This window comes from Peribacillus sp. NPDC097224, assembly GCF_044761985.1.
Lineage (GTDB): Bacteria > Bacillota > Bacilli > Bacillales > DSM-1321 > Peribacillus.
In genome coordinates, this window is sequence record NZ_JBIWDK010000017.1 from 38,204 (window position 1) to 53,169 (window position 14,966).

At 41.2% G+C, this 14,966-nt stretch carries 15 protein-coding genes; all 15 read left to right on the top strand.

Annotation, left to right across the window (positions count from 1 at the left end; translation table 11 throughout):
- Window positions 1-31 precede the first annotated feature (31 nt).
- A complete protein-coding gene (locus tag ACIQXR_RS19995; protein WP_402875934.1) occupies window positions 32-769 on the top strand; it encodes a VWA domain-containing protein in 738 nt (245 codons plus the stop codon).
- On the top strand, window positions 735-1,703 hold the full coding sequence (locus tag ACIQXR_RS20000; protein ID WP_402875935.1) for a protein kinase domain-containing protein: 969 nt from the start codon (window positions 735-737) through the stop codon (window positions 1,701-1,703). Before ACIQXR_RS19995 ends, ACIQXR_RS20000 begins: the two co-directional genes overlap by 35 nt.
- A gap of 93 nt (window positions 1,704-1,796) precedes the next feature.
- On the top strand, window positions 1,797-3,191 hold the full coding sequence (gene tilS, locus ACIQXR_RS20005) for a tRNA lysidine(34) synthetase TilS (RefSeq protein WP_402875937.1): 1,395 nt from the start codon (window positions 1,797-1,799) through the stop codon (window positions 3,189-3,191).
- Window positions 3,192-3,222: 31 nt separating this feature from the next.
- Window positions 3,223-3,762 carry a hypoxanthine phosphoribosyltransferase gene (hpt, locus tag ACIQXR_RS20010; protein ID WP_402875962.1) on the top strand — a complete coding sequence of 180 codons (540 nt, stop codon included), beginning with the start codon at window positions 3,223-3,225 and terminating at the stop codon, window positions 3,760-3,762.
- Between the two features lie 117 nt (window positions 3,763-3,879).
- On the top strand, window positions 3,880-5,937 hold the full coding sequence (gene ftsH, locus ACIQXR_RS20015; RefSeq protein WP_402875938.1) for an ATP-dependent zinc metalloprotease FtsH: 2,058 nt from the start codon (window positions 3,880-3,882) through the stop codon (window positions 5,935-5,937).
- Window positions 5,938-6,121: 184 nt separating this feature from the next.
- Window positions 6,122-6,901 carry a type III pantothenate kinase gene (locus tag ACIQXR_RS20020; protein ID WP_402875963.1) on the top strand — a complete coding sequence of 260 codons (780 nt, stop codon included), beginning with the start codon at window positions 6,122-6,124 and terminating at the stop codon, window positions 6,899-6,901.
- Window positions 6,902-6,932: 31 nt separating this feature from the next.
- A complete protein-coding gene (gene hslO, locus ACIQXR_RS20025) occupies window positions 6,933-7,814 on the top strand; it encodes an Hsp33 family molecular chaperone HslO (protein WP_402875940.1) in 882 nt (293 codons plus the stop codon).
- A 22-nt stretch (window positions 7,815-7,836) separates the two neighbouring features.
- Window positions 7,837-8,733: a peptidyl-prolyl cis-trans isomerase gene (locus tag ACIQXR_RS20030; protein ID WP_402875944.1), complete on the top strand. Its 897-nt coding sequence runs from the start codon at window positions 7,837-7,839 to the stop codon at window positions 8,731-8,733.
- Between the two features lie 126 nt (window positions 8,734-8,859).
- Window positions 8,860-9,786 (top strand): cysteine synthase A, encoded by a 927-nt coding sequence (gene cysK, locus ACIQXR_RS20035; protein ID WP_402875947.1) that lies wholly within the window; start codon window positions 8,860-8,862, stop codon window positions 9,784-9,786.
- A gap of 158 nt (window positions 9,787-9,944) precedes the next feature.
- Entirely contained in the window at window positions 9,945-10,790 is an 846-nt protein-coding gene (gene folP, locus ACIQXR_RS20040) for a dihydropteroate synthase (RefSeq protein WP_402875949.1), read from the top strand.
- Window positions 10,783-11,142, top strand: coding sequence for a dihydroneopterin aldolase (gene folB / locus ACIQXR_RS20045; protein WP_402875951.1), 360 nt, complete (start codon window positions 10,783-10,785; stop codon window positions 11,140-11,142). Before folP ends, folB begins: the two co-directional genes overlap by 8 nt.
- A 1-nt stretch (window position 11,143) precedes the next feature.
- On the top strand, window positions 11,144-11,671 hold the full coding sequence (gene folK / locus ACIQXR_RS20050; RefSeq protein WP_402875953.1) for a 2-amino-4-hydroxy-6-hydroxymethyldihydropteridine diphosphokinase: 528 nt from the start codon (window positions 11,144-11,146) through the stop codon (window positions 11,669-11,671).
- Window positions 11,623-11,835 (top strand): helix-turn-helix domain-containing protein, encoded by a 213-nt coding sequence (locus ACIQXR_RS20055; RefSeq protein WP_402875955.1) that lies wholly within the window; start codon window positions 11,623-11,625, stop codon window positions 11,833-11,835. Before folK ends, ACIQXR_RS20055 begins: the two co-directional genes overlap by 49 nt.
- 24 nt (window positions 11,836-11,859) lie before the next feature.
- Window positions 11,860-12,858, top strand: a complete 999-nt coding sequence (gene dusB / locus ACIQXR_RS20060) for a tRNA dihydrouridine synthase DusB (RefSeq protein WP_402875956.1) — start codon at window positions 11,860-11,862, stop codon at window positions 12,856-12,858.
- Window positions 12,859-13,053: 195 nt separating this feature from the next.
- Entirely contained in the window at window positions 13,054-14,547 is a 1,494-nt protein-coding gene (gene lysS / locus ACIQXR_RS20065; protein ID WP_402875958.1) for a lysine--tRNA ligase, read from the top strand.
- Window positions 14,548-14,966: the final 419 nt, after the last annotated feature.

Below are 14,966 nucleotides of genomic sequence, written 5' to 3' on the forward strand. Positions count from 1 at the left end.
GTAACAGATTGAAAGGAAGGGAGAGCCAAACATGAAAGCAGGTACATTAAGACAGGTTTTGCTTATAACGGACGGCTGCTCGAATCATGGTGAGGAGCCTGCTTCAGTAGCTGCACTAGCAAGGGAGCAGGGCGTCACCATCAATGTCATAGGAGTATTGGAAAACGATGTAATAGATGAAAAGGGCCTGAAAGAGATCGAGAAAATTGCGGGTGCCGGGGGCGGCGTCAGCCAAATCGTTTATGCTCAACAATTATCACAAACCGTTCAGATGGTGACTCAAAAAGCCATGACGCAAACTATACAAGGAGTTATTAATCGTGAACTTCAACAAATATTAGGTGACTCTAGAACGATGGAAGATCTCCCGCCAGATAAAAGAGGAGAAGTGATGGAGGTGGTCGACGAGCTAGGAGAAACGAGCGAGCTTGAGGTGCTAATCCTTGTCGATACAAGTGCGAGTATGAAACATAAGCTTCCGACCGTGAAGGATTCCTTGTTAGACCTTTCCCTCAGTATGAATGCAAGAATGGGCGATAGCCGGTTTTCCGTCTTTGCATTTCCCGGGAAAAGGAATGATGTGGAAAAACTGCTTGATTGGACGCCGAACTTGGAAGCGTTGACGAAAATATTCTCCAAGCTTAGTACGGGAGGGCTCACACCAACAGGACCAGCAATACGGGAAGCACTTTCTTATTTCAATAAAAAACGTTCGTTGAGGGGATTGTTATCGAATGATGATGAACAATACTTTGAGGAATCTATGTAAGCTCCCCCCTGGAAGTATCATTACTGGAAAGTGGAATAAGAACCATTACACAATTATCAAGGAGTTGGGCTGCGGTGCTAACGGATTTGTTTATCTAGTAGAAAGCAAAAACCGTCATTATGCTCTGAAGCTCAGTGATAATGGGACATCGATCATTTCAGAGATGAATATTCTAAAATCCTTTTCCAAGGTCCAGGGGTCTACCCTTGGACCTTCATTTTTGGAAGCGGATGATTTTATGACCAAAGGAAAGCAACTCCCGTTTTATGTAATGGAGTATATTCACGGTCATGATTTCTTGTATTTCATTGAGAAGAAAGGGTTCTCGTGGATTGGGGTCTTGGCCCTTCAATTATTGACTAGTTTATCTGCCTTGCATGCAAATGGGTGGGTCTTTGGCGATCTAAAGCCAGAGAATTTGATCGTGACTTCCCAGGACTATAAAGTACGATGTGTAGATGTCGGCGGAACGACCTTGATTGGGAGATCGGTGAAGGAATTCACCGAATTCTTCGATAGGGGATACTGGGGGTTGGGGTCAAGAAAGGCTGACCTACAATATGATTTGTTCGCTGTTGCCATGATTATCATCAATTCGGCCTATCCAGCGCGTTTTCAGAAAAAAGGGGAAGGGTATAGTCAACTAACAGACGTGATTAAACAGAAAAAGGAATTGCAACCATATAGAAAGATGCTGGATAAGGCGCTTCTCGGGAAGTATGACTCCGCCTTACGGATGCGTGAGGACCTAGTTGTCTTACTTAGTGACAAGAATCATTCAAAGAAAAAGACGTCGAGTCAAGCTACTACGAGACAAGCAAGAAGAAGCCAGAGGCAGCCGAAGAAAAAGAAGGGGGGATTTGTAGAGACTTTTTTAGTGGTGGCCGTCATCTCGATAATCTATGTTCTTTACATATATGAACAGTTGTTATGATATAGTTAATAAAGTGTAGAGGTGGAATATTTGAAACCCATTACACTTTTTAAACGTAGAAACTAATACCTGTACATAAAGAAGGAAGATCCCATGTTAAAGGAAAAAGTTCTAAAGACCATTCATAGGAACCACTTGATTCAGGAAGGTTCGAAATTGCTCGTAGGTGTATCTGGAGGGCCTGACTCATTGGCACTTTTACATTTCCTTAAGGAAGCCCAACCTATTTTTCATTATGAGCTCATTGTTGCGAGTGTTGACCATATGTTTCGGGGCGACGAATCCCTTGCCGATTATCAGTATGTCAAACAAATGTGCGAACAGTGGGATATTGTTTTTGAAGGCAAAAGGATTGATGTGCCAGCATATATTGAAAAAACCGGTCAGAGTTCTCAATTGTCATCAAGAATGCTGCGTTTTGCTTTTTTTGAAGAAATGATGGATAAACATCAGGCAGATACGCTCGTTTTGGGACACCATGGCGATGATCAAGTCGAAACGATTCTCATGCGTTTGACTCGAGGGGCGACAGGTCAAGCGAGAGCAGGAATCTCCCTGAAAAGACCTTTCCATGGCGGTCAGCTAATCAGGCCTTTTTTGGAAGTTACCAAGGATGAAATCATCGAATACGCAACCGTTCATCATCTTGAGCCTAGATACGACCCAAGTAATGAAAAGAATGATTACCTGAGAAATCGTTTCAGGCACGAAGTCCTTCCGTTCCTAAAGAAAGAAAATAGGCTTGTTCATGAACACTTCCAGCGCTTTAGTGAAGAGGTAATGGAAGATGAGAAGTTCTTACAGGATCTGGTCAGGAAAGAAATGTCCGAGATATGGGTTCAACAGGATAGGAAACATTCTGTAATTCGGATAGATAAGGTACTTGCGATGCCTAAACCTTTACAAAGAAGATCTATTCAACTAATATTAAACTATCTTTATTTGAAGAGACCTTCATCGCTTTCGGCATTACATATCGATCAACTTTTAGCTTTGTTTTTAAATCCTCAACCTTCAGCAGAACTGCATCTCCCGGAAGGCCTTATTGTAGAAAAATCCTATCAAACATGCATCTTTAGTTTTTTTCGCCAAGAAAGCCAAGAATATTCTATTATAGTACAAATTCCCGGTGAGACTATTCTTCCGAATGGATATAAAATTAAAGCACACTATATAAAAGATGAAATTCCCTATAGTAAAGGAAATGATTCTTTTATACTCCCTGAATCGGCTGTTCGACTCCCATTGATTGCCCGCACAAGGCAGGAAGGCGATAGAATGGATGTTAAGGGATTGGGTGGAACGAAAAAGTTGAAGGGGATTTTTATCAATGAGAAAGTCCCGATGCTAGAAAGAAATGCATGGCCGATTATCATCGATCAAGCAGGGATGGTCATTTGGCTTCCCGGTTTAAAGAAATCGGATGTTGAGGCGGACCAGGTTTCTGATGAATCATCTTTAATCTACTTAGAATATAATAAAGCTTAATCTTCTTGGGGGGCAATTAATTACAATGACCATGCAAAATGACATTGAAAAAGTGTTAATATCTGAGGAAGAACTTCAACAGAAAATCAGAGAAGTGGGAGCACAGCTTGAAGCTGATTACAAAGATAAGTTCCCACTGGCTATCGGTGTTTTAAAAGGCGCTATGCCATTTATGTCAGATTTATTGAAACGTGTTGATACACACCTTGAAATGGACTTCATGGATGTTTCGAGCTATGGAAACTCCACTGTATCATCTGGTGAAGTGAAAATCATCAAAGACCTTGATACATCAGTAGAAGGCCGTGACGTACTAATCATTGAGGATATCATCGACAGTGGTTTAACTCTAAGCTATCTTGCAGAGCTCTTCCGCTACCGCAAAGCAAAATCCATTAAAATTGTTACATTGTTAGACAAACCAACAGGCAGGAAGGCTGACATTACTCCGGATTACGTTGGATTTATCGTCCCTGATGCATTTGTTGTAGGATATGGCCTGGATTATGCGGAAAGATATCGTAATCTCCCATACATCGGCATATTGAAACCTGAGATTTACACGAAATAATAGTATTCAGTTAAAAGAGATGGCCAGATAAAAACAGCGGTGTTAAATTATTGTAATTCATTAATTTTGTATGATAATATTTACTATAGTTTGTTTACCCGTGGGAGGAGGTAAGGGATGAATCGGATCTTCCGTAATACCATATTTTATTTACTGATATTTTTAGTCATCATTGGGATTGTGAGCATCTTTAACAATAACAATGAACCTCAGGAAAAATTGACCCAAGATCAATTCTATAAGCATTTGGAGAGTGGGGACGTCAAGTCATTAACGATGCAACCCGAAGGCAGTGTTTTTGAAATTACAGGGAAGCTGAAGGAATATGATGAAAACAAGTATTTTGTTGCATACGTTCCATTTAGTGAGTATGCACAGAGTCGCATTGGCGAAGCTGTAGAAAAACAAGGTACTGAAGTTGTTGATGTTTTACCTCCAAAACAAACAAGTGGCTGGGTTACATTCTTTACTTCGATCATTCCATTTGTAATCATTTTCATACTATTCTTCTTTTTACTTAACCAAGCACAAGGCGGCGGTGGCGGCCGAGTGATGAACTTCGGGAAAAGTAAGGCGAAGCTGTATAACGATGATAAGAAGAAAGTTCGTTTCAATGATGTTGCCGGGGCAGACGAAGAAAAGCAAGAGCTTGTAGAGGTCGTGGAATTCTTAAAAGACCCTCGCAAATTTGCTGAGCTTGGTGCCCGTATTCCTAAAGGGGTCCTATTGGTGGGTCCTCCAGGTACAGGTAAAACCTTACTTGCACGAGCGGTAGCTGGTGAAGCAGGCACGCCTTTCTTCTCAATCAGTGGATCTGATTTCGTAGAAATGTTCGTTGGTGTCGGTGCATCTCGTGTTCGTGACTTATTTGAAAATGCAAAGAAAAACGCACCATGTATCATCTTCATTGATGAAATCGATGCAGTAGGTCGTCAAAGGGGCGCAGGCCTTGGCGGCGGTCATGATGAACGTGAACAAACGTTGAACCAATTGCTTGTTGAAATGGACGGTTTCGGTGGAAATGAAGGCATTATCATCATCGCCGCAACAAACCGTGCAGATGTATTGGATCCAGCATTGCTACGACCTGGCCGCTTCGACCGTCAAATTACAGTTGGGCGCCCAGATGTAAAAGGCCGTGAAGAAGTATTGAAAGTTCATGCTCGTAACAAGCCTTTGGCAGAAAGCGTGGATTTAAAAGCAATCGCTCAACGTACACCTGGATTCTCGGGTGCCGATCTTGAAAACTTACTGAATGAGGCGGCTCTTGTTGCAGCCCGTCAAGATAAGAAAAAAATCGATATGTCCGATTTGGATGAAGCGTCGGATCGGGTAATTGCAGGTCCTGCAAAGAAAAATCGCGTGATATCGAAAAAAGAACGGAATATTGTTGCCTGGCATGAAGCGGGTCATACAATTATCGGTCTGGTCCTCGATGATGCAGAAGTGGTTCATAAAGTTACGATTGTCCCTCGTGGTCAAGCTGGTGGATATGCCGTCATGCTTCCGAAAGAAGACCGTTTCTTCATGACCGAGCCTGAACTAAAAGATAAGATCGTTGGTCTTTTAGGTGGTAGGGTAGCCGAAGAAGTTACTTTTGGTGAAGTGAGTACGGGTGCTCATAATGACTTCCAACGTGCGACAGGCATTGCCCGTAGTATGGTTATGGAATATGGAATGAGTAAACTTGGACCTCTTCAGTTTGGAAATTCACAAGGACAGGTGTTCTTGGGCCGCGACTTCAATAATGACCAAAACTATTCCGATGCAATCGCTTATGAGATTGATTTGGAAATACAACGCATCATTAGAGAAGCTTACGAAAGATGTAAGAAAATCCTTACTGAAAATCGTGAAAAACTTGATTTGGTTGCCAAGACCCTGCTAGAAGTGGAAACGCTGGATGCAGAACAAATCAAAGGGCTTTTCCAAGATGGTAAATTACCAGAACGGGATTATACAGCTCTTAATGGGAATTTGACTACTGATGAAAACGTAAAAGTTAACATCAATACGAAAAAGGAAAAAGAGGCTCTTTTAGATCCATTGGATAAAAGAGAACCTGAGGACCTTGAGATAACGGAGGAAGGATTGAATACACCTCCGATTGAAGAAGGTACACCTCAAGATAAGCCACTTTCTTTCCCAAAAGAAGATGACAATAAAAAGTTGTAAGTTGACTTGAAACCAAAAGGGTATTTCCTCCTCGGAAATACCCTTTTCTTTACACTATAAATATGAGAAAGCCTACAAAATTTTCAGCTGGCATATTTTTACCTTTTGAGAAGCGCGACTAATAGCATCGAAAATAACAGTATGGTATGATGTGGGAGAATAATTTAGCGGAGTGGTGAAAACAATGATTTTTGTACTAGATGTTGGGAATACGAATACTGTATTAGGCGTATACGATGAAGAAATACTGAAATATCATTGGCGAATTGAAACAAGCCGCAATAAAACAGAAGATGAGTATGGAATGGTCATAAAGTCTTTACTGCAACATGAAGGTCTCTCATTCGACCAATTTGACGGCATCATTATATCATCGGTTGTACCGCCTATAATGTTTGCGCTTGAACGCATGTGCAAAAAATACTTTGGAATCAAACCACTTATCGTTGGACCTGGTATTAAAACGGGATTGAATATAAAGTATGAAAACCCTCGCGAAGTGGGAGCGGACAGAATTGTGAATGCCGTAGCAGGCATACAGGAATTTGGAAGCCCTCTCATCATCGTCGATTTTGGAACCGCAACGACATATTGTTATATAAATGAGGAAAAGCAGTACATGGGGGGAGCAATCGCCCCGGGGATCGGAATTTCTACAGAAGCGCTTTACTCGAAAGCATCCAAGCTACCGAGAATTGAAATTAGCCGTCCAGACGGAATAATAGGTAAAAATACGGTTTCGGCCATGCAGTCAGGTATTTTATACGGGTATGTAGGCCAAGTCGAAGGAATCGTAAACCGCATGAAAGCACAAAGTAATTTAGAGCCGACAGTCATTGCCACTGGTGGATTGGCCACGTTGATTGCCAATGAATCCACAGTTATCGATGTTGTGGAGCCCTTCTTAACATTAAAAGGCCTACAGCTAATTTACAAAAGGAACCGAGAGCAAGTAAAGAAGTAAACCTAAAAAAACAGCATGGGAGGACATATAAATGAAAGATTATTTAATAAAGGCGTTAGGATATGAAGGTCAAGTGCGAGCGTATGCGGTCTCCACAACAGAAACTGTAGGGGAAGCGCAACGGAGGCATTATACCTGGCCGACAGCATCGGCTGCACTTGGGCGTGCTATGACTGCCGGAGTAATGATGGGTGCCATGTTGAAAGGTGAAGAAAAGCTTACGATTAAAATCGAGGGCGGAGGACCTATAGGCTCCATCCTTGTTGATAGTAATGCAAAGGGGGAAGTGCGTGGATATGTAACGAACCCACAAACTCACTTTGATTTAAATGAACAAGGAAAATTGGATGTCAGAAGAGCGGTTGGAACCGAGGGGTTATTAACCGTCGTGAAAGACATTGGTTTACGTGATAATTTTTCTGGGCAGGTTCCTCTAGTTTCGGGAGAATTAGGTGAAGACTTCACGTATTATTTTGCAACATCAGAGCAGGTACCTTCCTCGGTGGGAGTGGGCGTATTAGTGAATCCTGATAACTCGATTCTAGCCGCAGGTGGTTTCATCATCCAACTAATGCCCGGTACTTCTGACGAAACAATTACGAAAATCGAACAACGTCTAAGCACCATCGTTCCTGTTTCTAAAATGATTCAAAATGGTTTAACTCCGGAAGAAATCCTAACAGAACTATTAGGGGAAGGAAATGTACAGGTTCTAGAAAAAATAGATGTAGAATTCTCATGCCCATGTTCAAGGGAAAGGATTTCTAATGCCTTAATAAGCCTTGGGCAAGAGGAAATCAGGGATATCATCGAGACGGAAGGACAGGCAGAGGCCCAATGCCATTTCTGTAATGAGACATACCAATTTTCCAAAGAGGACCTTGAAGAACTAGAAAAGGAAACACAAAAATAAAAAAAGACGGGAGAAAAGGGTTTTGTCTAAACAAAAGCTTAGGGCAATCATTGCTGGTCTTGCCTTGTTGAACCTATTGACAATCCTAATCTTTGTCATCTGGCCATTCATCGCTTCCAAAATCACTTTAGGAGAGGAAACGGCAGCGAAGATTGGCTCTAAAGATATTTCCCGGGAAGCATGGATCAATGAACTTGAAAAACGATATGGTAAAGACGTGCTTGAGGAAATGGTTGATAAAGAAGTAGTGGGACAAGCAGCGAAAAAATACAAAGTGACCATATCCGAAGATGAAGTGGATCGGGAACTGAAGATGATGAAAACGATGTATGGAACTGCTGGTCAGAATCTAAGTAAAAGCAAAGCCCAATGGAAGCAGGAAATTCAATCGAATCTCCTGCTCGAGAAGCTGCTTACAAAGGATGTCACAGTTTCCGAAGCGACCATGGAGGACTATTATGAGAATAATAAGGACATCTATCGAATACCCACTACCTATCATATTTCTCAAATAACTACATCGACTAAGGCTCAAGCAGAGCAAATAATAAAAGAACTGAATAAAGGCGTTTCATTTCCTGTGTTAGCCATGGAGAAATCTCTTGATGAATTCACAGCAAATCAAGGGGGAGACATGGGGTATATATCGCAGGATAATGAACAAATCTCGAAAGCATATATTTCCGCTGCCGAAAAGTTAAAGGTGGGAAATTGGAGCCAACCGGTTGAGACGGATGAAGGATGGGCTGTTCTCTATTTACATGAGAAAATTGACGGTAGGCAATACTCGTATAAGGAAGTAAAAGAGCAAATACGCCGCCAAAAAGCCTTGGAACAAATCCAGGCGCCGGTATCCGGTAAGATTTTCTGGGATGAGTTTGATGTAGATTGGGTATATGGATCAGAAGATCAAAAGTAGGTAAAAGGATATAAAAGAAAATTTAGAAAATTGAAGATAAACATTGACAACGAACTAGTGAAACTGGTAACTTTAAATTAATAAAACCAATAAACATACTCGGTATTAATAAAAGGAGTGGAGAACATGGCACGTATAGTTAATTCAGTAACGGAATTAATCGGGCAAACGCCTATAGTAAAATTAAACAAGCTTCAAAACGAAAATAGTGCAGATATTTATTTGAAACTTGAATATTTTAACCCAGGGAGCAGCGTTAAAGACAGAATCGCTCTTGCTATGATCGAAGCCGCAGAAAAAAGTGGAGATCTTAAACAAGGCGATACGATCATTGAGCCTACAAGTGGTAACACTGGGATTGGCCTTGCGATGGTAGCTGCAGCAAAAGGGTATAAATCAATCCTTGTAATGCCTGAAACGATGAGCTTGGAACGTCGCAACTTGCTTCGTGCTTATGGAGCTGATTTAGTTCTAACGCCTGGACCTGAAGGAATGAAGGGTGCCATTGCTAAAGCGACTGAGTTATCTAAAGAACACGGATACTTCATTCCACAACAATTCGAAAATAAAGCGAACCCTGAAGTTCACCGTAATACTACCGGTCCAGAAATCATTGAAGCGTTTGGTGAAGATGGCCTGGATGCATTTATCGCAGGAATTGGAACGGGCGGTACGATTACTGGTGCAGGTGAAGTACTTCGTGAAAAATATCCTGATATTAAGATCTACGCTGTAGAGCCTGCCGATTCACCTGTATTGTCAGGAGGAAACCCCGGCCCACATAAAATTCAAGGAATCGGTGCAGGATTCGTTCCTAGCATTTTAAACACAGATCTTTATGATGAAGTTATTCAAGTAAACACGGATGAATCTTTTGAATACGCCCGTCGTGCTGCAAAAGAAGAAGGTATCCTAGGTGGTATTTCATCCGGTGGGGCTATCGCTGCCGCTGTTAAAGTTGCTGAGAAACTAGGAAAAGGCAAGAAAGTCCTTGTAATCATTCCAAGTAATGGTGAGCGTTACCTAAGTACACCTTTGTATAACTTTGAATAAGAGTAAAAGTTAACCGAGAAGCAAAGCACCTCTAGGGTGCTTTGCTTCTCTTTTTTGTGTAGTAATGAGGTTCTGGATTTTAAGGTGCTTGCGCTTTGCCTGGGTATATAGGTAAACTCATATATATACGTAGATTTTTTAATGAAGGAGAACGTCCTATGTCATTAGCTAGTACATCGAAGATCAAATGCGGTTCATTAGAATTGGATTACGGCAAAAAGACTTTAATTATGGGGATTTTAAATGTTACGCCTGATTCATTTTCCGATGGAGGAAAATATAATCGGGTAGATGCTGCATTAAGACATGCTGAGCAGATGGTTGAAGATGGTGCGGATATCTTGGACATCGGTGGTGAGTCGACCCGGCCTAATTATGAACGGATAACGGATGAGGAAGAGATAGAACGTGTCGTACCTATCATTGAAGCGATTTCCCGTACTTTTGAAATTCCTATCTCCGTTGATACGTACAAGTCCAAAGTTGCAGAAGCGGCATTGAAAGCAGGAGCGCACATCCTGAACGATATTTGGGGAGCAAAAGCAGATACACATATGGCAAAGGTAGCGGCTATGTACCAAGTTCCGATTATTTTAATGCACAACCGAGACAATATGGAGTACCAACAATTTATCCGTGATTCTTTGCAAGATCTATTCGAAAGCATTAGGATTGTGAAGAAAGAGGGAGTCTTGGATGAGAATATCATTCTAGATCCAGGTATCGGGTTTGCAAAAGATTTGACACTGAATTTGGAAATGATGAGGAATCTTGATAAGCTGGTATCATTAGGGTATCCAGTACTGCTCGCTACATCGAAAAAATCCATGATCGGACAAGTTCTTAATCTACCGGCACATGAACGTTTGGAAGGGACGGCAGCAACGATATGTCATGGGATTCTTCAGGGCTGCCAAATGGTCCGGGTGCATGATGTAAAGGAAATGGGACGTACAGCTAAAATGATGGATGCTCTTATAGGAAAAGGTGAGTTTAATGGATAAGATATTTGTGAATAAGATGGAATTCTACGGATACCATGGTGTATTTCCGGAAGAAACAAAGCTTGGCCAGCGATTTAGGGTGGATCTGACTGTAGAAGCGAATTTGGCCAAAGCGGGCATGAGCGATAATCTCGAAGACTCCATTAATTATGGTGAATTATATGAAGTCTGTAAAGGTATTGTTGAAGGGGAACCGTACAAGCTGGTGGAAGCTGTTGCAGAAAGGATTGCATCGGAGTTACTCACCAAGTTTCCGAAGATCATGGTGTGTACAGTGAAGATATATAAACCAGACCCTCCTATAGCAGGACACTATGAATCGGTTGCCATAGAGATTGTAAGGGGACGCTAAAATGAAAAATATATCGTATCTATCAATTGGTTCGAACATGGGGGAGAGCTTCGATACATTTCAAAGGGCTTTCCAATTATTGAGTGAAGATCCACATATTAAACTTGTCTCTTGTTCATCATTATATGAAACGGACCCTGTCGGATATACTGACCAGGATTGTTTTTTGAATGCTGTCATTAAGGTGGAAACCGATTTAACACCAGAGGACTTATTGCGAGCATGCATGCAAGTTGAACAAGAATTAGGAAGAAAAAGGAATGTTAGATGGGGTCCTCGTACGTTAGACCTTGACATTTTGTTATATAATCATGAAAATGTTGAGACGGAGATTCTTTCAATCCCTCATCCTCGGATGCATGAAAGAGCATTTGTGATTATTCCTTTAATGGAATTGGAACCAGATATAATTCTTCCGAAAATGAATACATCCTTGAGCGACCTGCTTGAAAAGATTCCGGATAAAGAAGGAGTTCGATTATGGAAGCTGAAAAATGGGGAAGGCGTATTCGCGCTTTTCGAAAGTTAAAAGGTTTTACCCAAGAGGAGTTCGCAAAAGAGATGGGTGTTTCTGTTTCTTTGTTGGGTGAAGTTGAAAGAGGGAACCGAAATCCCACAGAGGAATTTTTACTAGAAGTGGTGGATGTTCTTAAAGTTTCAATTGAGGATCTGCAACCACTTGAGGATAAATGAAAGAGTGGTATAGGGGGTCACGATGTGTTAAAAATAGGCGATATTGAAATGAAGAACCGGGTAGTTCTGGCTCCGATGGCGGGGGTATGTAATTCGGCTTTTCGTTTGACTGTCAAAGAGTTCGGTGCAGGATTGGTATGCGCAGAGATGGTAAGTGACAAGGGAATCGTTCTTCAAAATGCCAAAACGCTGAATATGCTTTATATAGATGAAAGAGAAAAACCGCTAAGCTTGCAAATCTTTGGTGGTGAAAAGAAAAATCTAGTTGAGGCAGCGAAGTTTGTAGATAAAAATACAACGGCAGACATCATTGATATCAACATGGGATGCCCTGTCCCGAAAATCACTAAATGTGATGCCGGTGCAAGATGGTTACTTGACCCAAATAAGATATATGAGATGGTTTCGGCAGTTGTGGATGCCGTAGATAAACCTGTTACTGTTAAAATGCGCATTGGCTGGGATGATGAACATGTATTTGCTGTTGAGAATGCCAAAGCGGTAGAACGTGCAGGGGGCAAGGCAATTTCCCTTCATGGCAGAACCCGGGTTCAATTGTATGAAGGGAAAGCTAATTGGGACATTATTCGAGAAGTGAAAAATTCCATTAACATTCCCTTGATTGGAAACGGTGATGTGGAAACCCCGCAAGATGCTGAAAGAATGCTAAAGGAAACTGGCGTTGATGGAGTCATGATTGGTCGGGCGGCCTTAGGGAACCCGTGGATGATATACAGGACAGTGAAGTATTTGGAAACTGGACAATTGATGGATGAGCCGACAGTCCGTGAAAAGATGGATGTATGCATTCTTCATATGGATCGTCTGATAGCGTTGAAAAATGAGCATGTTGCTGTCCGTGAAATGCGCAAGCATGCTGCCTGGTACCTTAAAGGTGTCAAAGGCAATGCAAAAGCACGTAAAGGTATTAATGAATGTGAGACTAGAGAAGATGTTACGCGACTTCTGTATGGACTCGTTGATGAATGTGAAGCGAGGGAACAAAACATCCAAATGGTTTGATGTTTGACATTACCTTCCTGTTTTTCTATAATACGTTTATCGAAAACTGCCAGTGAACCTGGCAGTTTTTATCTGTCCATATATTAGAATTTAAGATAAAAAGCTGTTGAAATCCTTTACTTTATGTAAGAATAAATAGGTATGCAATTAGAAAGTTCAAATAGTTATATGAGGCTTTGATTAATAGAGATGGAGATGATTTTCGTGAGTCATGAAGAATTGAATGACCAACTGCAGGTAAGACGCGACAAAATGCAGGCTATGATTGACAATGGACAAGACCCGTTCGGCAGTAGGTTCGAGCGTTCCCATACTTCGCAGGAGATTGTTGATGCATATGGTGCATTGGAAAAAGAAGAGTTAGAGGAGAAAGAAATAGAAGTTACCATTGCAGGTCGTGTCATGACCAAACGTGGTAAAGGGAAAGCTGGTTTTGCCAATATACAAGATATAAGTGGCCAAATCCAAATATACGTCCGCTTAGATAAGGTTGGAGAAGAGTCATACCAAATTTTCAATCAAACGGATCTTGGTGATATTGTGGGAATCACGGGTGTCATCTTTAAAACGAAAGTCGGCGAACTTTCCATTAAAGCTAAAGAATATGTGTTCCTTTCTAAAGCATTGCGCCCACTTCCCGATAAGTTCCACGGTTTGAAGGATGTAGAGGAGCGTTACCGGAAACGCTATGTTGACTTAATTACAAATGAAGAAAGTAAAAACACTTTAATCATGCGCAGTCGTATTGTGCAGGCTATGAGACGTTACTTAGACGATCAAGGATATTTGGAAGTGGAAACACCGCTATTGCACTCTGTAGCAGGTGGAGCGGCTGCACGCCCATTCCTGACTCACCATAATGCATTGGATATGCCCTTAAACTTAAGGATTGCCATTGAACTTCACTTGAAACGCCTGATTGTCGGCGGCTTAGAGAAAGTCTATGAAATCGGTAGAGTATTTAGGAATGAAGGGGTCTCCACTAGACATAACCCGGAATTCACTCTTATTGAATTATACGAGGCGTACGCGGATTATAAGGATATCATGAGCTTGACAGAGAACTTGGTTGCCCATATTGCACAAGAGGTTCTTGGAACCACAACTATCCAGTACGGAGAATATGAGATCGATTTAAAACCAGAGTGGAAACGACTCCATATGGTTGATGCTGTAAAAGAATATACTGGTGTAGACTTTTGGACTACTATGAGCAAAGAAGAAGCGCAACAACTTGCGAAGGAAAATGGGATTGAAGTGAAAGAGTCCATGGAATTTGGTCATATCGTTAACGAATTCTTCGAACAAAAAGTAGAAGATAAGTTAATCCAACCTACATTCATCTATGGACACCCAGTAGAAATTTCACCTTTAGCGAAGAAAAACCCAGAGGATGATCGATTTACTGATCGATTTGAATTGTTCATAGTGGGAAGAGAGCATGCGAATGCATTCACGGAATTAAACGATCCAATTGATCAACGCCAACGCTTTGAGGCACAATTGAAAGAGCGTGAGCAAGGAAATGACGAAGCTCATGAAATGGATGAGGACTTCTTGGAGGCTTTAGAATATGGTATGCCGCCAACCGGAGGATTGGGAATTGGGGTCGACCGTCTGGTTATGTTGCTGACGAATTCGCCTTCGATTCGTGATGTTCTGTTATTCCCGTTAATGAGACATCGTTAAGCCATAAGGAAAACCGGTGAATCAGAACCGATTTAGGAAGTGTGTATATGAGCAGCGACTCATGGCACACTGTTCTAAATCGGTTTTTTGTTTTTTGATTATAATTTTGTTAGGTTGTTAGGGTTTGATTTTTAGCTTTTAAATAAAAACTTTTGCTATTTCAAAAAAACTTTAAAAAAGGTATTGCGCAGTTTGCGTAATGATGTTATATTTATATCTGTTGTTACGAACGAGTTTCACACGGATTACAAACTTCGAAAAAGTTTTAAAAAGTTCTTGACTCTGAGTTAACAAGATGTTATAATAAATAAGCTGTCGTAAGGTATTGCTCTTTGAAAACTGAACAAAACAAAGCGCCAACGTAAATTTTGAGTGAGCACACACTATAAAAAAGCAAAATGAGCAAGTCAAACATTTCT